The 21,651-nt window shown below is 43.0% G+C and carries 23 protein-coding genes; 11 read left to right on the forward strand and 12 right to left on the reverse strand.

The features are described from left to right. The 3 genes from CXF86_RS07490 to CXF86_RS07500 form a co-directional block, all read left to right on the forward strand. Positions 1–166 (forward strand): acrylate reductase cytochrome subunit ArdB (locus CXF86_RS07490; RefSeq protein WP_180961029.1); only part of this gene is annotated, 166 nt, incomplete at its 5' end. A 385-nt stretch (positions 167–551) separates the two neighbouring features. Continuing rightward, positions 552–1,796 carry a dimethylsulfoniopropionate lyase DddY gene (locus CXF86_RS22910; RefSeq protein WP_102038703.1) on the forward strand — a complete coding sequence of 415 codons (1,245 nt, stop codon included), beginning with the start codon at positions 552–554 and terminating at the stop codon, positions 1,794–1,796. Positions 1,797–1,914: 118 nt separating this feature from the next. Beyond that, positions 1,915–3,021 carry a hypothetical protein gene (locus CXF86_RS07500; protein WP_101089573.1) on the forward strand — a complete coding sequence of 369 codons (1,107 nt, stop codon included), beginning with the start codon at positions 1,915–1,917 and terminating at the stop codon, positions 3,019–3,021. A gap of 91 nt (positions 3,022–3,112) precedes the next feature. Here CXF86_RS07500 and CXF86_RS07505 read toward each other — a convergent pair whose 3' ends face one another. After that, the gene (locus CXF86_RS07505) at positions 3,113–4,000 is read right to left on the reverse strand and encodes a LysR family transcriptional regulator (RefSeq protein ID WP_101089572.1); all 888 of its coding nucleotides are present in this window, start codon (positions 3,998–4,000) and stop codon (positions 3,113–3,115) included. A gap of 121 nt (positions 4,001–4,121) precedes the next feature. Here CXF86_RS07505 and CXF86_RS07510 point away from each other — a divergent pair, with 121 nt between their 5' ends. Continuing rightward, on the forward strand, positions 4,122–4,769 hold the full coding sequence (locus CXF86_RS07510) for a TetR/AcrR family transcriptional regulator (RefSeq protein ID WP_101089571.1): 648 nt from the start codon (positions 4,122–4,124) through the stop codon (positions 4,767–4,769). A gap of 34 nt (positions 4,770–4,803) precedes the next feature. On the opposite strand, the gene CXF86_RS07515 is transcribed toward CXF86_RS07510, so the two are convergent. Both CXF86_RS07515 and CXF86_RS07520 read right to left on the reverse strand, forming a co-directional pair. Beyond that, a complete protein-coding gene (locus tag CXF86_RS07515; protein ID WP_101089570.1) occupies positions 4,804–6,174 on the reverse strand; it encodes an ATP-binding protein in 1,371 nt (456 codons plus the stop codon). Then, a complete protein-coding gene (locus tag CXF86_RS07520) occupies positions 6,175–6,858 on the reverse strand; it encodes a response regulator (protein ID WP_102038704.1) in 684 nt (227 codons plus the stop codon). Positions 6,859–7,098: 240 nt separating this feature from the next. On the opposite strand from CXF86_RS07520, the gene CXF86_RS07525 reads away from it, so the two are divergent. The 3 genes from CXF86_RS07525 to CXF86_RS07535 all read left to right on the forward strand — a co-directional run bounded on the left by CXF86_RS07525 (position 7,099) and on the right by CXF86_RS07535 (position 9,287). Beyond that, the gene (locus tag CXF86_RS07525) at positions 7,099–7,584 is read left to right on the forward strand and encodes a Spy/CpxP family protein refolding chaperone (RefSeq protein ID WP_102038705.1); all 486 of its coding nucleotides are present in this window, start codon (positions 7,099–7,101) and stop codon (positions 7,582–7,584) included. 107 nt (positions 7,585–7,691) lie between these two features. After that, the gene (locus tag CXF86_RS07530; RefSeq protein ID WP_101089567.1) at positions 7,692–8,561 is read left to right on the forward strand and encodes a cation efflux pump FieF; all 870 of its coding nucleotides are present in this window, start codon (positions 7,692–7,694) and stop codon (positions 8,559–8,561) included. Positions 8,562–8,732: 171 nt separating this feature from the next. Beyond that, positions 8,733–9,287: a porin family protein gene (locus CXF86_RS07535; protein WP_101089566.1), complete on the forward strand. Its 555-nt coding sequence runs from the start codon at positions 8,733–8,735 to the stop codon at positions 9,285–9,287. A gap of 91 nt (positions 9,288–9,378) precedes the next feature. Here the strand turns inward: CXF86_RS07535 and glnG are convergent, their stop codons facing one another. From glnG to CXF86_RS07550, 3 genes are all read right to left on the reverse strand, one after another. Further along, positions 9,379–10,788, reverse strand: a complete 1,410-nt coding sequence (gene glnG / locus CXF86_RS07540) for a nitrogen regulation protein NR(I) (RefSeq protein WP_102038706.1) — start codon at positions 10,786–10,788, stop codon at positions 9,379–9,381. Positions 10,789–10,805: 17 nt separating this feature from the next. Further along, on the reverse strand, positions 10,806–11,846 hold the full coding sequence (gene glnL, locus CXF86_RS07545; protein WP_101089564.1) for a nitrogen regulation protein NR(II): 1,041 nt from the start codon (positions 11,844–11,846) through the stop codon (positions 10,806–10,808). A gap of 179 nt (positions 11,847–12,025) precedes the next feature. Beyond that, positions 12,026–12,544, reverse strand: coding sequence for a DUF4124 domain-containing protein (locus CXF86_RS07550; RefSeq protein WP_101089563.1), 519 nt, complete (start codon positions 12,542–12,544; stop codon positions 12,026–12,028). A gap of 297 nt (positions 12,545–12,841) precedes the next feature. Between CXF86_RS07550 and CXF86_RS07555 the strand changes: the two genes are divergently transcribed. Further along, positions 12,842–13,414, forward strand: a complete 573-nt coding sequence (locus CXF86_RS07555; RefSeq protein ID WP_232775178.1) for an MliC family protein — start codon at positions 12,842–12,844, stop codon at positions 13,412–13,414. 125 nt (positions 13,415–13,539) lie between these two features. On the opposite strand, the gene CXF86_RS07560 is transcribed toward CXF86_RS07555, so the two are convergent. The 5 genes from CXF86_RS07560 to CXF86_RS07580 form a co-directional block, all read right to left on the reverse strand. Next, positions 13,540–14,163 (reverse strand): glutathione S-transferase family protein, encoded by a 624-nt coding sequence (locus CXF86_RS07560; RefSeq protein WP_101089561.1) that lies wholly within the window; start codon positions 14,161–14,163, stop codon positions 13,540–13,542. A 112-nt stretch (positions 14,164–14,275) separates the two neighbouring features. Continuing rightward, positions 14,276–14,953 carry a type 1 glutamine amidotransferase domain-containing protein gene (locus CXF86_RS07565; protein ID WP_101089560.1) on the reverse strand — a complete coding sequence of 226 codons (678 nt, stop codon included), beginning with the start codon at positions 14,951–14,953 and terminating at the stop codon, positions 14,276–14,278. Between the two features lie 119 nt (positions 14,954–15,072). Further along, positions 15,073–16,230, reverse strand: a complete 1,158-nt coding sequence (locus CXF86_RS07570) for an iron-containing alcohol dehydrogenase (protein ID WP_101089559.1) — start codon at positions 16,228–16,230, stop codon at positions 15,073–15,075. A 123-nt stretch (positions 16,231–16,353) separates the two neighbouring features. Then, positions 16,354–16,956 carry a TetR/AcrR family transcriptional regulator gene (locus CXF86_RS07575; RefSeq protein ID WP_101089558.1) on the reverse strand — a complete coding sequence of 201 codons (603 nt, stop codon included), beginning with the start codon at positions 16,954–16,956 and terminating at the stop codon, positions 16,354–16,356. Between the two features lie 123 nt (positions 16,957–17,079). Next, positions 17,080–17,532: an Lrp/AsnC family transcriptional regulator gene (locus CXF86_RS07580; protein ID WP_101089557.1), complete on the reverse strand. Its 453-nt coding sequence runs from the start codon at positions 17,530–17,532 to the stop codon at positions 17,080–17,082. A gap of 165 nt (positions 17,533–17,697) precedes the next feature. Between CXF86_RS07580 and CXF86_RS07585 the strand changes: the two genes are divergently transcribed. After that, positions 17,698–18,873, forward strand: coding sequence for a PrnB family protein (locus CXF86_RS07585; protein WP_101089556.1), 1,176 nt, complete (start codon positions 17,698–17,700; stop codon positions 18,871–18,873). Position 18,874: 1 nt separating this feature from the next. Beyond that, positions 18,875–20,008 (forward strand): aminotransferase class V-fold PLP-dependent enzyme, encoded by a 1,134-nt coding sequence (locus CXF86_RS07590; RefSeq protein ID WP_102038707.1) that lies wholly within the window; start codon positions 18,875–18,877, stop codon positions 20,006–20,008. 55 nt (positions 20,009–20,063) lie between these two features. On the opposite strand, the gene CXF86_RS07595 is transcribed toward CXF86_RS07590, so the two are convergent. Beyond that, positions 20,064–20,366, reverse strand: a complete 303-nt coding sequence (locus tag CXF86_RS07595) for a hypothetical protein (protein ID WP_101089554.1) — start codon at positions 20,364–20,366, stop codon at positions 20,064–20,066. 251 nt (positions 20,367–20,617) lie between these two features. Between CXF86_RS07595 and CXF86_RS07600 the strand changes: the two genes are divergently transcribed. Then, positions 20,618–21,637: a WD40/YVTN/BNR-like repeat-containing protein gene (locus CXF86_RS07600; protein WP_101089553.1), complete on the forward strand. Its 1,020-nt coding sequence runs from the start codon at positions 20,618–20,620 to the stop codon at positions 21,635–21,637. The last annotated feature ends 14 nt before the right edge of the window (positions 21,638–21,651 follow it).

Below are 21,651 nucleotides of genomic sequence, written 5' to 3' on the forward strand. Positions count from 1 at the left end.
GGCAGAGCAAACAGCGCGTAACGAAGAAGATAAGTGGCAGAATCCACATAACAACCTGCATTACGGTAAAGAGTTACCTTGCCAAGAGTGTCATGGCGAGCATACATCTAAAAAGCCATTATGCAGTAACTGCCATACTTTTAAGTTTGATAAATTTAAAGAGTAAACGGTAAACCACTCATTGTGATGAGTGGCGTTTCATCTCAATTATCCTAATCATTAGGATCAGGCCATGCTACTCAGTAATGGCCTTTTTTATTGAAAGAAAATTTATAAGATCCCTGCAAGTTTCTATAAGTTAATATTAGCCTCGCAATTTTATTGCGGGGCTTTTTATTTGTGTGGATATACATCTATTACTATTAGTAAAGTTTTATTGATTAAGTTCTAATTTAATTAATACAATTAAATTTTGTCATCATATTTTGGTTGTGTGATACAGATGATGATTTTTTTGATAAAAGTTTGTGGTTTAATCATTTTTGGAAATGATTCCAAATATAATATTACGCGGAGTTTTATATTATATAATTAAACAATAATGGTGATGTATGAACGGTAAAATAGTATTGGGAGCTTTGCTTCTGTCCAATAGTGTCGCGGCAGCTGAGATTCCAGATTTCTTAGATGCTAATGAGATTAAGTCGGCAAAGTTTAGTTGTTTAGCTGAGCAAGCAAAATATTCTGCTGATGACCAAAAGTATGTCGATATTCTATGGGATGAGACTTTAACCTATCTAAAAGCTTACGCTATTGCACTGACCAACGATCAAACAAGCGGTTGCCTTAATTCGGACTCGGCTATGATTGACTCGACAGAGGGCGGTCAACGTATGTGCTTGATGGATAGGCGTGATATGAAGTTGATGGTGAAAAACATCTATCAGGTGATTAATAACGCTGATGAAGCAAAAAAGTGCTTTGGTGCACGTGAAGACGTTGCTTGGATCTACAATCCAGGTGGTGAGCTAACGGAAAACTCTCCCGTGGCGAAATGGCTGAATCGCACTACTTTTGAGACCTTTTTTAAAGAGAAGGTCACTAACCCTGAAGTGAAAAAGTTAGGTAAGAGTTTTACCGATAATTTTTACAAGATGGTGACGGGTGATGAAGTCAAAATGCCTGCGGTATTTCCTTATGACATTAGTGCTAACGCGTTACCCAATCTATGGGCTGCGGCGGGTTGGTTCCCTATGTACGCAGAAGAAAGTAAGCGTAACGATAAGAACTTTAACAATATTCGTGGTGGTTATGCATACGCTGAAATATTTGGTCATTGGGGCTTATTACGTATCGATGAAATTAATGGCGAAAAGGTCGGTGCAGAAGTGGGTATGACAGTACAATCTGTTGATACCTTGTATCCGTTCCATAATCACGCAATCTCTGAGATGTACTACAACATGCGTGTGCCAGCTTGTACCAATCAGTTCAAAACAATGGCTATCCGTGAAGATTCACCTCTTGTTACAACCGTAAAAGAGGATGACAAAATACGTCGAGTGCAATTTGATGAAGGTCAGCATAATTCACAAACTATGTGGTTATCAGGTAGCAGCGAACAAGATCCATTGATCTACTTCCACCAGAATACTATCCATGCATTTGATGTTGACGGTAGTTGCGAAGCTAAGCCTGAAGAGCGCGCTATCGTATCAGTCTGGGCCAGAAGTAACGCGAATGACAAGCGTAATGACTATGGCACAACTTTGCTGTGCGAATCAGCTGAAAATCCGGGAACACCGGCTAAACGTGGCGAAGTTATTCAGTGTGATTTAACCAAAATTAAATGGTAGTGATTTAATATGGCGATAGATAAAGTCTATCGTCTATTAATTTAATCCCACTGTAGATATAACCCTCTCAATTAATTTTTTAACACTATATTATTTTTTAAATAAAAGGACGTATTCGATGAGCAAGCTAAATATAGCGCTGACTTTTTCGGCGCTGGTAGCTATTACGAGTAACTTTGCAGTTGCTGATGATTTAAAAGTTGGTGGTTCAGTTCGTGCTAATTACAGTTATAGTGATTATTCTGAATCGTCAAAAGATAAAATTGGTGATCTCGACTTTAACTTATTATCCGTTACTTTTTCAGACAAATGGAATGATATTGGCGTTAAAGCTGAATATCGGTTTTATCAAGGTTATGATTTCTTAAAATATGGTTATGCTTATTGGGATGTCAATGAAGACTTAACGGTTAGCGGCGGCGTTATCAATAAACCTTTTGGTAATAAGGGCTACGCATCGCATAACTGGTGGTATAGCTTAAACTACTATTTGGGCTTTGAAGACGATTATGGTGTTGGTGTTGCGGCAAAATATCAAAATGGTCGTTCACTAACAGAGTTCGCCTTTATTAAGAATGCGGTATATGGCGGCAGTGATCATCGAGATTTTGCGGGTACGGTAGCTAAAGGCACGGTTGATGGTACGAGTTATAATAACGAAGAAGCTAATACTTTAGCGGCTCGTCAAAGCTTTACGCTTACGAATGGGGAATTGATTACGATAGTGGGTGCATCACTTGAGTACGGACAACTCTATAACTCAGCGTTTGGTGAAAATGGCGATACTCTTAATTATGCTGCACACCTTGATATGAGTTATGACGGATGGGGCCTTCAAGCACAATATTTAGCTTATGATTATGATCAATATGACGATGGTCAAATTGATCCGAATAAGATTGGTATGGGCATGTTAGATGGGTTTTTTGAAGTTGCTAGCAAAGGTAATATCTATACCGCTAACTTATCAAAAAACATCACAACTTCATGGGGAAGCTACACGCTCTATAATGACTTTAGTATGGTACAGCCAGATGTTGAAGCGTTTGATGATTCATTGCTAAATACCACGGGTGTGTCATTAGCATATGGTCCAGTCTTTGTTTATGTTGACTATTATATGGCTAAAAACGTCTTATGGTTGGGTGGCAACAGCTTAGGCTTAACCCAAGCTGATGACGATTGGGATCAACGATTTAATATCAACTTCGCTTACTACTTCTAGTGGCTTACTCACTCTAGAGGTTAGTTTAAAAACATAAAAAAATGCCAACAATATTGTTGGCATTTTTTGTTTAACAGATTTGAAGCCGTGGTTAACTGGGATTGACAGTTTGAGTGACTTCACCCAAGTCAGTTACATTGGCTTTTATTAAGTTAATTAATTGATTTGTGGCCTCAGTTTGTGTCTCTGGATTGAGATACAAGGACTCATTGAAAATCGGCAGTGGTGGGATATTGTGTTTAATAGGATCGATAATTTGCATCTTGTCACTAATTCGAAATTCGGCGACGGGAGCGATCACTAAGTCATTTTCGACCGCCATACATATTGCCGCTGGCGATGGGGTTGATAGTAATACACTCATCGGGCGCATGGATATTCTATGGTTGGCAAAAACCTGTGCGCGAATGGGGCAGTTTTCAGGATACAAAGCCATAGGCACGGTTTCCCGTTTATGGGCATTGCCCTCTTTTGCCGCAACCCAATGAAAACGACGTTCAAATAGCAGTTCACCATGACCGGCTGCAGGTGCTTGCCAGTGAGTCGCAACAATGACATCGAATTCACCGTTGTGCAGTCGCTTATAAAGATTACCACTCACGTCGGTATCGATGACTAGCTCGATGCAAGTAAACTCGCGAATAAACTCCAGCAAACAACTGCCGAGATAACGGTTGATGTAATCTGTCGGCACACCTAGTCGTATCACTTCACGGTTTTGACAATCCTTTAGTTCATCAAGTGCTTGTGAGCTGAGTTGCATCATCTTATAAGCGTAGTTAAGTAACGTCTTACCAGACTCAGTTAGCGTGACACCTTTGTTGTCTCTGAGTAACAAAGGTTGACCTACGCTTTCCTCTAACTTCTTGATTTGTAAGCTAATGGTTGATTGTGTGCGGCAGAGTTTATCCGCCGCCTTGGAAAGGTTTCCACATTCAGCTACCGCAATAAAGCTTTCTAACAATTCAATTTTTAACATGGGCTATTGAGTTTATTCATAGTGGTATCAGTATTACTCAATACCGCCGTAAGTCCTAGGCTGCTATGTTATGAATGTGAAGTTTATTTAAACTAATTGTTAGATTCGTGAAGAGGTCGACATGAGTAATTGGCAACAACGAGAAAGCTACTTAACTGACGTTGCGGAGCGATGCCTGCGTGGCCATAAAAGTTTTGACTTACGGCGTTCTCATTTGGTTGAAGCTAGTCAGATCTCTAAAGGTACAATCTATAATCATTTTCCAAGTGAAGCGGATTTAATGGTGACGGTGGCGACGGCACACTTTAAGAAGCGTTTAGAAAGAGCCGCTATCGACGAGAGCCAATATCAAGACTGTTTAACGCGCTTTTTGATGCACCATTGCTGGGGTATACGTGACGATCTCTTATATAATCGTTTTATTATTTCGAGAGTGATGCCAAATTCTGAACTCCTTGAGCAAGCAACTGACGATAATCGTTGTGCTTTTGGACAAGCTTATGGCGACTATATTGAATGGAATCGTCAGTTAATAAAAGCCGTTGGTATTGTTGAAGGTTTTAATCGAGCAGAGCTGGTGGCCAATTATTTACGCGGCGCACATATTAATTGTGATGATGCGGGTAAGCACTACAATGACGCTAACTTATACCATCAGTTTAGTTACGCATTGGCACAATTAATGGGACACTCAGATAAGCGGATCCCCAAGCTGAGCGACTATATAAACTGGCTTGCGTCATTAGAAGCGACCGCAAGCGCGGCATAGTCCATACCCAAGTCATTTGGGTATGGAGTCCCGTTTACGCCAAGGGCAATGTTATGGTAATTTTAAGACCCGTGGGGGAGCCGTTTTCAGCTTTTATCTGACCTTGATGCGCAGTCACCGCAGCTTCAGCAATTGCTAAGCCTAAGCCCCATCCGCCAGACTCTCTATCTCTTGCAGATTGCGGACGATAGAAGGGTTTAAAAATAGCTTCTAAGTCGGCAGTATCTGGGATCCCGGGTCCATCATCGATAATTTCAAGTTTAATTAATTGACCTGTAATTGAAGCTTGAATAGTAATTTGTGAAGTTGCATATCGAATCGCATTACGCAGCAAGTTCTCTACCGCCCTAGACAGTGGCCTAGGGTAAAGCGGCACTCGTATCGATTCATCGATATCAATATGTAGCTGTTTGTTTTGTTGTTGAGCCTCAAAATCGGCATCATCTAGCACCTGACTTAAGGCCTCTGCAAGTTCTAAGTTGCGCTTAGACTCGCTGGCATTGAGCTTAACCCGTGACAGTTCTAGTAACTCGGCAATCATCTGTTCCAACAAATCCGCTTCGTACTCTATTCGCTGTGTTTCTTGGGTTTCTTGACCTTTTTTACGGCTTAGCGCCAGTGATAGCTTGAGCCTAGTCAATGGTGTTCTGAGTTCATGTGAGATATCGCTTATCAATCGCTGTTGGCTTTTGACCATATCTTCAACAGAATCTGCCATCCCGTTAAATGCTTGAGCAAGCTGTCCAATTTCATCATTTCGCTTGGCTGTTGCACTGTCGACACGGCTGCTTAAATCACCATTAGCTAAGGCGTCAGCACTGCTTTTTAGTGAACGTAAAGGTTTGCCTAGATGCCAGGCAAAAAGTCCGCAGAGCAAGCCTGACAATAAAATTGCAATACTTAAGGTGAGGATTTTGTTATCAATAAAAAAGAAAAACCAAGGTCGAGGGTGATGCTCGGGTAAACGACCATATAAAGCGTATTGCTTACCTTCTGCTTTAAACTCATATGGACCAAATAACAGCTCATCTCTGAATTGATGCTTTATTGGTTTACCGGCTTCATCAGCCATCAGCATAAACCGACGTAGAGCTCGTGAAGGTTTATGAGTATTGAGCACACGTGAGTTTTCATCGACAAGGTAGATCCTTACCGGGCGACCATCTCTCTGTTTGAAGCGGCTCAAGCGCTTCATCCTATCGGGTTGCATTACTTGGGGTGAGTCAATGATCTTCTGTGCCAGCTTTGCTAACATGCTCTCGAGGCGAGGAGGTAACTCTGACTGGTCATGGTTTTGCTGTAATAGCGGCAGCAAACCGATGAGGGCTATGATCAATGAGCTACATAACCAAAAGCCGAGCAGTAACTTTACAAAAATATTGTTGGGACTTTTTCTCAATGACATTTAAGGTAACCAGATATAACCTTTGCCACGAATCGTTTTAACTCGTGGACGACCATCAATACGTTCAGGCATCTTTTTACGTAAGTTAGACAGATGCATGTCTAAACTACGATCAAATGGCATCAGCTTCTTTCGCAGCACTTTTTCACTGAGTGTCTCTTTAGACGCGAGCTCACCGGCATGTTGTACTAACTCAAACAGTAAACTAAATTCAGTTCCGGTCAGAATGATAAGCAGTTCCTGACAATGCACCTCTTGACGAGCAGGATCTAGACTGAGATCACCAAAGGACTGTATTGTTTGAGTATTGTCATTAGGTTTAATATTCGTGCGTCTGATAATGGCGCGAATACGTGCGACGAGTTCGCGATCATTGAATGGTTTTGGGAGGTAGTCATCTGCGCCAATCTCAAGGCCAACGACTCTGTCTATTTCATCGCCTCGTGCCGTTAACATCAATACCGGAGTTTGCTTCTTGGTACGCAGTGCACGTAATACTTCAAAACCATTGAGTTTAGGTAGCATCACATCGAGCAAGATGAGATCAAATGTTTGTTGTAATGCGAGATCGAGTCCTGCCTGGCCATCATGGGCTAATGTCAGTTCAAACCCTTCTAGTTCTAATAGTTGTGCCAGTAATTCAGAAAGACCTAAGTCATCATCTATCAACAGTATACGGCTCATGCTAACCCTTTTTATTACGCTCAATATCAGGAGTATACCTTGTTTGATGTCAATTGCTGTTTAGCAGTGTAATTCAATGTAAAGGTCATTTAGTCATGTCGTCGGCATTTAGGTTTACTGCGTCAGCTTTACAGTGTTTTACGTAAGCTAAACCCTCGCTTACATTGCAATGGTTACACTGGTAAGCGTCGAAAACAGCTTAGCGTAACCACGCTAAATCGAATTTAAAAGAGGCAGCATATGAAAAAGAATACTTTAAAAGCAGGATTATTGGCGTTAGTGGCAAGTACCACATTACTCACTGTTACAGTGCGTGCCGCGGATGAACAGTCTAAACACCATAACCTGCAAGAGTATCATCAGATGAAAGGTGAGCGTGGCGGGCATCATGATAAAATGCGTAAAATGTTCCGCGGTTTAGATTTATCTGATGAACAAAAAACTCAAGTCAAAGCCATATTGAGTTCGCATCGTGAAGAGATGGAGCTAAACCGTCCTTCGAAAGAGGAGCGTGCAGCGCAAAAAACACAGATGCTAGCATTTATCACTGCTGCTAATTTCAATGAGGCAGAGGTGAAGCAAGCATTAATGGCTAAGCAGGAAGCGCGTCAACAAAAAGCAGTCAATATGATGAAACTGCAAAACGAGGTTTATCAACTGCTGACACCTGAGCAGCAACAGAAATTTGAGCAACGTTTTGCCAAAAACAAACACCACAAAAGATGATTTACATATGATCGATATTAAACATGAGGGGGATCATCAGTTTTCCCCCTCAGTTTGATATAAACTTAAGATCTGGACTTCCCTTACTTTACTTGTAAACCGATCTTATGAATGACACTTCCCAATATGATTTTTGGGTGAAGCTTGCCAGCCGCGCAGCGGTTGCTACAGCCTTAACCCTAATCACCATAAAGTTAGCCGCATGGATGTATTCTGGCTCAGCCAGTATGCTGGCATCTTTAACAGACTCTTTTGCTGATGCTTTGGCGTCTATCGTTAACTTTATTGCCATCCGCTATGCGATAGTTCCCGCCGATCAAGATCATCGATACGGCCATGGTAAAGCTGAACCGTTAGCAGCACTTGCCCAATCTGCATTTATTCTAGGTTCTGCATTTTTACTGCTTTTCCATGGGGGGGAGCGACTCATCAACCCTATTGAAGTAAAGCATGCCACTCTCGGTGTGATTGTGTCGATTATCGCGATAGTGCTTACCTTCGCTCTAGTGATGCTGCAGAAAAGAGCCTTGGCAGCTACCTCAAGCACGATAGTCGAGGCTGATGCGTTGCATTATAAGTCGGATTTGTTCTTGAATGCTGCAGTGTTATTAGCATTGGTTTTATCACAATATGGCTGGTGGTGGGCCGATGGCTTATTTGCTGTGCTGATTGCACTTTTCATTGGCCAACAAGCGATTGGTTTAGCGTATAAGTCGGTACAGTCACTGTTAGACAGAGAGCTAGATGATGAAACTCGAGATAAAATCACCGAGATCGCGATCCTTGATCTTCAAGTTAGGGGCATCCATGATCTCAGAACAAGAGAGTCGGGTAAGACCATGTTTATTCAATTTCATTTGGAGTTAGATGGCTCGCTGAGCTTGGAACAGGCTCATACCATAGCCGTTGAAACGTCCATTCGGATCCGGCGAGAGTTTAACTATGCTGAGGTGATTATTCACCAAGATCCAGTGTAATTATTGATGGATGACAAGTAAAAACGCTGAGTGTTTTGTGCTGATGGTTATCTCTTGGTTCTTTGTTTGTTGTAAATAGGTAGTTAATATAATTACTTACACATAGTTGTCGCAATTTGTATCTTTACTGTGCTAAATTCCTTCGCATTAAAACGATGTAAGGGAATCATCATGAAAAAATTATCAATTGTAGCGTTAGCTGTTTTAGGGTTGGCGGCTTCAAATATTGCTTCTGCAGAGACGGATCGCATTGGAGCATATGTGGGTGGTCAAATTGGCGCATTTTCCGCTGATGTTGAGGGCGACTCCGAATCAGGCCAAAGCTATGGTGCTTATGGTGGATACAACTTCAATGAGTGGTTCGGTCTAGAAGGCACTCTTTATATTACTAATAACTTCGTCGATGAAGATTTTGTTGATGTTTATGCAGCTTCATTTTCTGTTGCACCTAAGTTCACATGGGTTATCAACGATACATTTTCTTTATACGGTAAAGTGGGTGTAGCGTCTGTAGCGGTAATCATGGACGGTGTATTTCGTGATGTAGATTACACAGGCGTTGGTTTGACTGCGGGTGCCGGTGTTAACGCAGCGCTGACTAACAATCTCAATATCCGTTTAGGATACGATTATACCTCAGCAGATCTGGATTCAGATGATTTTGGTGCCAGTGATTTTGACATCGATTTGTCAAACGTGACCTTAGGTATGCATTACCAGTTCTAGTCAATGCTAGAGCGTATTAGAGAGCAACACTGAAATATAAAAAGGATATCAAACGATATCCTTTTTTAGTGTCACACTCTGGTGCTGCTCTTTATTCCATCGCCAACTCTTTCAGTTTACGAGTTAAAGTATTACGCCCCCAGCCTAAACGTTTAGCAGCTTCTTGTTTATGGCCATTGGTGTGTTTTAGGGCTGTTTCTAGCAATATCCGTTCAAAAGCGGGCTGCACTTCAGTGAGCAAGTTACTTTCACCCTCTGCTAAGCGCTGATCTATCCAACGTTTTAATGCAGCTTCCCAGTCGGCAGTGCCAGTGTGTTGGTCGTGAGATACTGCGGGTTCCTCTAGCAGTTCTGGAGGCAGATCTTGTGGCAAAATTTCTTGTCCAGACGCCATCACGGTTAACCAACGACAAGTGTTTTCTAGCTGACGAACATTACCAGGCCAAGGCAGTGTTGCCAGCTTATTGGCCGTTTCCTTCGTCAGAATTTTGGGCTCTACATCGATCTCTTTTGCTGCGATAACTAAAAAGTGACGTGCGAGCTGGGCAATGTCTTCTCGTCGTTGCGATAACGGCGGCAGATGCACCCTGATCACATTCAAACGATGAAACAAATCCTCTCTAAAGCCGCCTGCTTGCACGAGTTGTTCTAAATTTTGGTGCGTTGCAGCAATAATACGCACATCAACCTGTACGGGAGAGTGACCGCCTACGCGATAGAACTGACCATCGGCTAGCACTCGTAACAAACGAGTTTGTACATCCAAAGGCATGTCACCAATTTCATCTAGAAAGAGTGTGCCACCATTTGCTTGTTCAAATCGACCTTGGCGAACATTTCCTGCGCCAGTAAAGGCACCTTTTTCATGGCCAAACAGCTCCGACTCGATTAAGTCTTTAGGGATCGCCGCCATATTAATTGCAATGAAGGGCTTACCTTTTCGGGGACTGTGCTTGTGTAATGCACTGGCGACCAGCTCTTTACCGGTACCTGATTGACCATTAATCAGCACGCTAATCGATGAGCGTGATAATCGACCTATAGCTCTAAAAACTTCTTGCATTGCCGGCGCTTCACCAATTATTTCGGGAGTGGCAACAATGGGTTCTGCAGGTGCACTGCTATTACTTTGTTCGTTAGCGTGCGTAATCGCGCGTTCAACGAGGGAGATGGCTTCATCAATATCAAACGGCTTAGGCAGGTACTCAAATGCGCCTGCTTGATAAGCACTGACTGCGCTATCAAGGTCGGAGTGGGCGGTCATAATGATAACGGGAATATGTGGATAATGGGTTTGTAGACGTTCTAGTAGCGTTAAGCCGTCGGTACCTGGCATGCGAATGTCAGACACAATCACTTTGGGCTGCGCTGTTTCAAGGGCATCCCACAATGACTCGGCAGCGGCAAAACTGGCACTGCTGAGCTTGGCGCCTTGTAATGATTTTTCAAGCACCCAGCGAATAGAACTATCATCATCGAGGACCCATACTTGTTCAGTCATGTTGTTGTTTTCCTCATTTAGCTATTGATGGGTAGAGTGATGGTGAACTCGGTGCGTCCAACAGAAGAGTCACATTCAATTCGGCCGCCGTGCAATCGGGCAAAGTTATGCGCAATCGATAATCCTAGGCCTGAACCTTGTTCACGGCCTGTGACCATGGGATAAAACAGCGTATCTATTAAGTCCGGGTTAATGCCTGGACCGTTATCGATTACTGATAGCATCAACACTAATTTATGTCGTTGTGTACCAATCGTTATTTGATGCTGAGTGCGCGTTTTTATGCGGATATTACCGCCGGTCATATCGAGTGCTTGCACCGCATTTTGCACAATATTGAGCACAACCTGTTGCAGTTGGTCTGGATCCATTTCAATATCAGGGATCGAAGGATCATAATCTTGCAACAAGGTAACATTGTCAGGCAGGGTTAAATTGACCAGTTGTAATACTTTATGTACCACTTCATGGATATTATAAAGACGGTGCTGTGTTGGCTTTTGTGGGCCTAATAACCGGTCTACTAACCCTCTTAAACGATCTGCTTGTTCAATAATCAAGTCGGTAAACTCTCTGAGTTCAGCCTCTTCAAGCTCTCGAGATAACAGCTGCGCAGCCCCTCTTAGTCCAGCTAACGGGTTTTTTATTTCATGTGCGAGGTTTCGCACTAGAAATTGAGCGGCTTGTTGCTGTGCATCTTGAGTTAATTGCTGGTGGATACGCCTTTGTTGATCGACCTGTCGTAGCTCTAATAAGGCCTGACCATGCTCTTGTTCTATCGGTGTTAGGGTGACATCGACAGTGTGTTGTTGACCATCGAGAGTGACCAGTGAAACGGTATTAACGGTCAGTCCTTGGTTATTTTTAATGGCTAATTGCAGCATAGGAAGATCAACGGCCAATGTTTGATAATGCTCAGGCAAACTCAGTTCAAGTAGCTTGTTATTGCTAACGCCCAAAAGCTGCTCAGTAGCAACATTAGTGTAAAGCAGTTCCAGCTCATCATTGATAACGAGCACTGCAGTCACTAAGTGATTGAGCAATAAACCTGTATCCATCTGCTACTCCGCCTTAATCAGTTGCACCATTTTGGGATTCTAACTTAGTTGCACCACTATGGTGCACCAAAGTGGTGCGGTCTGCAACTCGACTTCATCGGAGCAATAACATTAAGCTAAACCAGTTAAGTGAATGTATTTATTCGTGTTAACTAATTATTCGCGAATGAGAGCAGACATTATCTTGCTCTATTCTGTATTGTCCGGTGAAGAAAAATTTTCCTTGGGAGAGTTGATGCAAGTAGTTTGCCGTCTTGTGTTAGTGCTTTGATAATAAAAGTATGTTCACCGCGGTCGACATTATTCACTTGGAACAAACCGCTTTGTTGAGCATCACTTTGTTGCTTACCGTCCATAAACAGCACTAATAGATGTGAAGGAGCAAGTTCAGGTTCAATCTGCAGTGCGATTGAAATATTACCTTCATTACTTCTTACCGTTTCTTCTTCGTTAGGAGAGGCGATACGCATGCGGTAATTAATCTTATCGCCAGTAGGAGATAAATGACTATTTGATGGACTGGGAGGCGGGGGAAGTTTTATTTGGTTCTCGGTGTTCTTGTTAAACTCAACGACTTCAGCATTTTTTACGGGCTGATCGGAAAAATGTATTTTACCGTCCTGATCTACCCATTTGTATACTGTCGCATGGATAAATGGGCTGACAAGCAGCATTAAAACCAAAAAACCTAGGCGCATAGTGAGTTCCTTTGTGGCACGTTTGCTCTCTCAGACTAGCGTCTTTTCAATAATAAATCATGAATTTTATTGACGATAATTATGCATTTGTCTAAGCAATCCAGGTTGTGAACCTAAGGTCGGTGCTTATATGCTAATGTAGGTGTTAACTGCACAGTGAGCAGATCCATATTTCCCCTTAATTGTGGCAATGTTGTTGGTCTAAGTATAATACCAATAGTAGAGCTCGATATGACGGATTGCAGCGAGTCGTTATAATGCTAATTTTTACAGTATAGTTTGAGGTGGATGATGGCTTTGAATAAAATTTTATTTCTGGTGTTGGTCAGCATGAGCAGTTTTTCAACTTTAGCGGCATCGCCTAGTTTTGACTGTAATAAGGCCAGTGGTGCAGTAGAGCATCTGATCTGCCAAGATGATGAGCTAGCATCATTAGATAGAACAATAGCGACAGTATATAAACAAGCTTTGAAAAGCATCCCTACAGAAGAACAACCCAAAGCGATGCAAAGAGGCTGGATAAAAGGCCGTAATGACTGCTGGAAAGCACAAAGTGTAAGTGTGCGTGAGTGTGTGGTGCAAAACTATCAAAGTCGGATTATAGAGTTACAAATCCAAGGTGGATTATTAGAGGTCCCTGCGGGTGTTCTGTTTGATTGTGAGGGTTTCCCACCAATTACTGCTGTTTTTTATACCCAGTTAGATCCAGTCACGGCTGTTTTTACCTTTGATGAGCAACAACTGCTGGCGACGAATGTACCCAGTGGCAGTGGTGCTAAATATCAAGGGGCAAACTTTGAGTTTTGGGAACATCATGGCGAAGCAAGCGTCCGTTATTTTGATAAGCACTCTATTTGTAAAATTCGCTAGCGCTGCAGAGGTGATATCTTGCGTTAAGCACCATAGCTCAATCGTTTTAGTTCATGAATTCAGTAAACATAAAGGCAGCCTATAGGCTGCCTTTTTTGTAATCGGTTAACTTAGTCTAAGAACTGCTAACTGTTGTCATATTGCTGTTCAATTTCACCCGCTTTAGCGCTATTGGCATGCTGGTTCAACTGTTTTGCGTAAGCGGCAATATTGGGGTATTTATCTGCCTCACCGCTGGCAACTAACATCTCAACGATAAACGACATCATAATATCTGCACCAGTGAGCTTATCAGCCACTAGGTAGCGCTTACCCTCTAAGGCCTGATTAACATAGCTAAGCACTTTTTCAGTTTCAACAGCGGCGTAACCTTCTAAAAAGTTAGTTTGGCAACCATCTTTGGCAACAAACATTCTGAGCAACAATGGCAGCATTGCCGAACTTTCCGCAAAATGTAGCCACTGGAGATACTCGACATAGTCTTTACTGCCTTTCTCTGGCGCTAGCTTTCCTGCCGCGTGAGCGTCAATAAGATATTCAGTGATCGCACCTGATTCGGCAATAATCTGTTGGTTATATTCGATCACCGGTGACTTACCGAGTGGATGAATAGCCTTAAGCTCTGGCGGGGCTAAAAATGTTTGGCTATCTCGTTGGTAAGCTTTGATTTGGTAATCTAGTCCAAGCTCTTCTAGTAACCAGATAATACGTTTTGAGCGAGATTTGTTTAAATGGTGCAAGGTGATCATTGGCTGTCCTTTGCTATTGTTCGCCGTGGGTATGGCGACAACGGATAGAGTGAGAGAAAACGGGAAGCATTGATAGAAAGGGGCAAAGCCCCTTTATTTGAACAGCAATAGGCTATTTAAGCTGCTTGATTATCTCATCGGCAACCACTTCAGATGATGCTGGGTTTTGGCCCGTAATTAGGTGACCATCAACCGCTAAGTAGCTCGCCCAGTCATCGCCTTTACTGTAAAGGGCGCCGTGTTGGATCATCATATCTTCAACAAGGTAAGGCACGATATCGGTAAGCTGCACGGCAGCTTCTTCGGTGTTGGTAAAGCCAGTAACCTTCTTACCCGCAACCAATGGAGTACCATCAGCGGCTTTGACATTTTTCAGTGCGCCGGGAGCATGGCACACTAAGCCGACGGGCTTGCTTGCTTGATAGAAGGTTTCAATTAACGCGATTGAATTAGCGTCATTAGTCAGATCCCATAATGGTCCGTGGCCACCAGGGTAGAAAATGGCGTCGTAATCTTCAGCATTAATGTTGGCAAGCACTTGAGTCGTCGCTAGCAGCTTTTGTGCGTCACTATCTTGATTGAATCTATCAGTGGCTGCTGTTTGAAAGTCTGGCTGCTCGCTGGTTGGGTCAAGCGGTGGTTGACCGCCCGCTGGTGATGCTAGTGTGACGTTAAAACCGCTGTCTTTAAAGCGGTAATAAGGGCTGGCAAATTCTTCTAACCAAAAGCCTGTTTTTAAACCAGTATCGCCTAATTTATCGTGCGAGGTCAGTACCATTAATACGTTCATTTATAATCCTTTTTAATGTTTAATCGTTTTAGTTAAAAACGATATTCAAAAGTGTATTCGTTATAAGTTAGATAGCGCACTTTAGCGGGTATATTTAAAGCTTAAGTGCGCTTGCTCGACTAAAGGTTGCGCTCTAAAATTTTGCGACTCATTGCTAAATCTACATCTTGTTTTTCACCGAGCGCTGTCATGCCATGAGCTTCAAGCTGTGCCATGATTTTGTCGATACTGCTGGCATCTAAATCATAGTCGCTTAAGCGGGTTTTAATGCCCATTGCTTCGAAAAATTCACGTGTTTTAGCGATTGCAGCATCGATGATCTCATCGTTAGTGCCTTGGGCTATGCCCCAAACGCGATCGGCATATTGCAGTAACTTCTCCTGCTTACCTTCACGGCGACAATCCAGCATACCGGGCAGCACGATAGCGATAGTGCGAGCGTGGTCGATGTCATATAAAGCGGTAAGTTCATGGCCAATCATATGTGTTGCCCAGTCATGGGGAACACCGCGACCGATCACGCCGCTTAAAGCCATTGTGGCAACCCACATGAGATTGGCTCTAACATCAAAGTCTTTTGGTTCGCTGAGGGCTTTAGGTCCAAGCTCGATTAACGTTTGAAGTAGGCCTTCGGCAAATCGGTCTTGTACTGGAGCATTAACAGGGTAGGTTAAGTACTGCTCAGTGATGTGAATAAAAGCATCGACAACCCCATTGGCCACTTGGCGCTCTGGTAGAGTGAAAGTTTTACTTGGGTCTAAAACAGAAAACTTTGGATAAACATGGTCGCTCATGAAAGAGAGCTTAGCCTGATACTCTTTACGGGTAACAACGCTAGCACTATTCATTTCAGAACCTGTGGCTGGCAAGGTTAGCACTGTGCCAAATGGCAGTGCTTGAGTGACTTTTGCGCCCCAGCTCAAAAGAATATCCCATGGCTCACCTTCAAATAGGGCTGCAGCAGCGACAAACTTAGTACCATCAATAACAGAGCCGCCACCGACCGCCAATAGAAAATCAATATTTTGCTGCTTAACAACTTCAACGGCTTTCATTAATGTTTCGTAAGTTGGGTTTGCCTCAATACCGCCGAACTCAACAACATCACGCTGTCCAAGTGCTGCCTTTACTTCATCTAGCGTGCCAGTACTCTTGGCGCTATTGCCGCCAAACAGTATTAATACTTTTGCATCTTTTGCGACTAAGTTATCCAGTTCGGCAATCTTGCCTTCGCCAAAGCTAATATGAGTTGGGTTGTAATAGTCAAAACTGTTCATATTCTTTCCTATCTATCGACAAGTATTATCGAATGAGTATGAGATATTTAGTAGACCAGTCGTCTATTAAATAGTTAAAAAAATACCCGCGCTAATCATAGGCGGGTGAGATAAAACTGTTGGCTATTTCAGTGGAGATATAGGCTGTGCCAACAGGGCTTTGGTTACTTGCAATACGCGTTCAATCACATTTGGATCACGTGATAATTTACTTTTTAAACTCGCGCCTAACCAAAGCTGGTATAAGGTTTCTGCCGTAATTTGGGCGTGCATCGCTGGAAGTGAACCGTCGTTGATCCCAGCTTCGATACAGTGGGCAAGACGCGTAATAACGCCTGATGAGCCTTTATCAAGCGCTAGGCGCATCGACTCAGAAAGATCTGCAACTTCGGCACTGAGCTTAACTACTAAGCATTTTTGGTCAATGCTGCAATTACTCTGAGTTGCCTGCCAGCGCAGCCAGTAGCTCATGAGTCGCTCAAGACCTGAACCATTTTTGGCGTCAAATAGTTCATCAATACTGTGTAAGTATCCCTTGAAGTAACTGTTAATGATCTCTTCACCAAACAGCTCCTTAGATTTGAAGTAATGGTAAAAAGAGCCTTTGGGAACATCGGCAAATTTTAGGATCTGCGACAAGCCCACATTCGAGAAGCCTTTACTCGAAATTAAGCTATAACCAGAGTCAATAATATGCTGACGTGTTTGTTGGGATTCAATTTTCATAGGCCGTATCTTAAACTCAATTAGACCGGTCGTCTAGTTAATGTTTGCGATGGGTCAGTTTAAGTACATTATACTTAATTTAATCTAGATTTATTTTTCATTAAACATATGAAATTATGAGTATTATAAAGGCAGGGTGCTTCGTGAGAAATTCTGCTTTAGCACCACCGTTGATTCAATGCCCGCAATACAATTTAAGCTACCCAATGACTTTTTAACGAAGCTTTCGTAGCTAAGTAAATCACTGGCAACAATTTTTAAAACATAATCATGCGCCCCGGTGACAACAGAACATTCCATCACTTGCTCCAGACTTTGCATCGCCGTTTCGAAGCGCTCAGCATGATGATCTGAATTTTCTGTGAGGCGCACAAAGGCATAGACCACCACATTGAGCCCGACCTCTTTAGGTTCTATTTGTGCCGCATAGCCGCTTATAACTCCCGTCTGTTCGAGCTTTCTGACTCGGCGAAGGCAGGGGGTATCAGACATGTTTAACCTTGCAGCCAACTCTGAAATGGCAATACGGCCCTGTTGCTGCAAAATAGCGAGAATATTGCGATCTTTACTGTCCAAAGAGAACTCCGAATTTAGTTTTATAGTTTATTTCAATCGAATGTAGTCAATTTATAGTGGAATCCGATCTGAAATGGAAGTTATAGAAGGGAAAATGACGATTTTACCCCTCGAGATCCTGATAGGCTAATTCAACATAATAATAACAATAACAGGAACCGCTAGATGACATTGAATACTCGGGCTTTTGACCATTGGATCCGTACCCGTTTTGTGGAGCTCAATACCCAATTAGAGCTGTTATATGCAACGCAAGTTGATCGTGCCAATGTCGAAGGTATTGGTGAGTCACTTAAAATAGCGTTAGAAGCTGAAGGCCGAGAGATGATCGCGGCATTATTGGCGGAGGGAAATACCGACGAAGGCTTTGATCACGCGTTCGGCTTACTGGGGAATGTAGGCTTGTACATGGCTGCTTGTCGCCGTCATGAGATAACCGAGCCCTCTCGTGAGCAGGTATCACCATTAACAGAAGCCTCTGCTTTAGCGATGCATATCGGCGCTTCTATTGGTGTTACTCCAAGGTTTGCCACCGCGCACTTAACCACACATAACAGCGCTGATAACGGCCTATACAAACGGTTTACTAACCTGCCCGCTGAAAAGCTGTTTGTTGATTATAATACCAAAGGTATTCTTGCCTATAAGCGTGCAGCAGACGCATTATTAAAAATACAACCTCTAGGCATTTCTCATCCCATTGCCGCCGATTTACTGGTTGTCGCCAAGCAAGCGCTCGTAGATGTAAAAGAGTCGAATAAGCAACTCTTTAACAAGCTCGATACTAATGACTTCTTCTATTGCGTGAGGCCGTACTACAAACCCTATCGTGTTGGAAGCCAAGTTTACCGCGGTGCAAATGCCGGTGATTTTGCCGGTATCAATGTCATCGATATGCTTTTAGGGCTGTGCGCTGCCAACGAAGCTGGATATTCACAAATGTTGGTTGATAAGTTTCTGTATATGATGCCAGAAGATCAACGCATTTTGCGTGACTGTATGCGTCGTTCTAGCTTTATGGACGAGCTGTTAGCGCTGCGGCATTTGCACCATGAAGCCTGGTTTAAAGAAAACGTAAGGCTGTTTCTAGAGGTGTGTAGATTGCACGGTGAAACAGCGATTCAGCATCACAATGAATTAGTAAATAAGTATATTGCTATCCCTTCTCAAACGATGGAGCAGCAACATATGGATAAAGTTACCGCGAGTGGCCCGCCATTACCAGTGTTGCTTAATGCGCTGGAAAAACTACGAGATAGGCGGTCTGCGGCATGCCGCAGTGATATCAAGACGCGATATGACGATATTAAATCGCTCACTGCAAGCTTAGAGGCTCGTTGATATGGGGGATTTTAACCATGACTATAAAAAAGATTTTATGCTCGCGCCTGGAAGTTACTTATTGAACCATTCAGTTGGCAGGCCGCTTCAAACGGCTGAGGCTGATTTTAAGCAACAGTTTTTCACACCATGGCAAGAGTCTGGTATTGAGCCTTGGAGAGATTGGCTTGGCATTATTGAGCGATTTACCGATGGTTTATCGAGAATGTTTAATGCCCCTGCGAGCGAGTTCTGTCCGCAAGTTAATCTATCGAGCGCATTGACCAAATTGGTGATGTCCGTTGATTCATTGCAACGTGATGATACCGTGATCTTAATGAGTGAGATTGATTTCCCCAGCATGGGTTTTGCACTCAAAAAAGCGCTGCCAAAAAACTGCGAACTGCGATTTATCCCTAAAGCGCTGGATATTACCGATGCTAATGTATGGGATGCTCACTTAACGACAGATATTGATATGGTGTTTGTGAGTCATGCTTACTCTAATACTGGGCAGCTATCGCCAGTCGATGACATTGTTGCGGCAGCAAAATCGAGAGGTGTACTCACACTGATTGATATCGCTCAGTCAGCGGGTGTGGTGCCGGTAGATTTAGGGGCTCTGCAGGCTGACTTTATGATTGGCTCCAGTGTTAAATGGTTATGTGGTGGCCCTGGAGCGGCTTACCTTTGGGTTAACCGTCAGCATATTGCAGATTGTCAGCCTAAGGACGTAGGTTGGTTTAGTCATGAAAATCCGTTTGAATTCGATATTCATGATTTTAGATACCATAAAAGCGCGCTTAAGTTTTGGGGCGGGACACCGTCTGTAGCGCCTTATGCGATAGCGGCTCATAGCATTGATTATTTTTGTCAGTTGGGTTCAGAAAAGCTACGCCAGCATAATCAGCATTTGATTGAGCTGGTGGCCAATGAGCTTGGCAGTGAACTGGTCTCTCCCCGAGAACAAGATAAACGCAGTGGAACCATGATCCTAAATTTCGGTCATCGGCAGCAACAGATATTATCTGCGCTAAAAAGTGCCAACATCAGTGTTGATGCACGAAGCCAAGGGATACGAGTGTCGCCGCACATATACAATGATGAAGCTGATATGTGGCGCCTATTAGAACTTGTTGGCACGACAGGGTGGTAACCAATAATATTGCTCTTTAGCCGTTGGATAAAGAGCAAATAGGGACACTTTTAAATTAGTGCTTAACAGCATGAAGATACGTTTTTCGATAATCAAATTGTTGATTCAGGCGGGTAATTTCACCTAGGCTCATATTGGCAGCAATGGTGTTTCCTTTACTGTCAGACACATATTTTTGAGCTGTTCTTTTGACAAAATCGACCACATAGACATTATTATTCTCAAGTGCCGTTGCGGCTTCTAACGCCGCGCTTTTAGAGCAATCATTACATAGTGCTACAGAGTTCATTCCTGCGAAGCTTGCTGCAGAGAAGAGTAATGTTGCCATCATTAGTGGGGCGGTAAGGGTAATTTTCATTATTTTCTCCAGAATAAATAAATGTGACTTAAGTCACATTTTTATCATCTTGACTAATTAATGTCCATCTTTTTATTAGCATGTTGTTAACATAATTAGTTGTTTAATAAGTACTTATTTAAGCTGACACTAATATTCGTTGTCTTGTTCTTATTGAGTAGTCGCCGACAAATTCAATTAATTATTCTAGGTTGCCTATTTAACATTATTGATTGATAGTTAAAGCCATTCATTTTTACAAGGTGAGTTTAATGAAGATATTCATACTGTTATTGGGATTGTGCAGTGTTAGTGCCTTTTCAGTTGAATGGCAGACACAGCAGATTGATGCAAGTTTATCTTTTCGTGGTAGCGCAGCTGCTGATGGCATAGTGTGGGTGAGTGGCTCTAACAATAGTGTCTTTTTGTCTAAGGATGCAGGTAAAACTTGGCTCGATGTTTCTGTTACAGAGCAACCGTTAACCGATTTTCGTGATATTGAAGTTTTCGACGCTAACACTGCCATTGTGATGGGGGCTGGTGAGGGCGAGTTATCTACACTCTATATTACTGAAGATCAGGGGGCTTCTTGGAAACTGTTGCTCGAAAATAAACATGAAACGGGTTTTTTTGATTCTATTGCTTTTTGGGATAGAAACAACGGATTGCTGTTAGGGGATCCTGTTGATGGTTGCTTTGTTATCTTACGCACTCAAGATGGTGGTAAAAGTTGGCAACGGATTGCTCGAGCTCATCTTCCTAAACTGCTCGACCGTGAAGTGGCCTTTGCCGCGAGTGGTAATACCCTCATGGTCGGCAAAGCGGGTCAAGCATGGTTCACCACTGGCGGCCATAGTAGCTCTATTTATACCTCGCAAGACTCCGGTGATTACTGGCAAAGAACGCATATTCCACTCTATGACGATACACAAACTGCCGGCGGTTATGGCGTGGCGATGAATACTCTTGGCGATGTTTTTGTTGTCGGCGGTGATTACCAACAGCGTGATAAGCATGATGCTAATATGGTGTATCTAAAAGGCAAAGTCTGGCATAAAACGCGTAAGGCGACTGCCGGACTGAGAACCGCGATGGTTTGTCATCAAGCCATGTGTATAGCGACGGGTAAGTTGGCTACAGATATCTCATTTGACCATGGCTTTAGTTGGCAGCCGTTGTCGATTCAAGGTCAGACACAAGGTTATTACACCTTGGCGATTGATGGTGATACCTTGGTGGCAGCTGGGCATCAAGGCCGTGTGGCGGTCTACGTAGTGCCCCCCGAGAGCTGATTTTTTTACCGTTT

It is taken from the genome of Shewanella sp. GutCb, assembly GCF_002836135.1.
GTDB lineage: Bacteria > Pseudomonadota > Gammaproteobacteria > Enterobacterales > Shewanellaceae > Shewanella.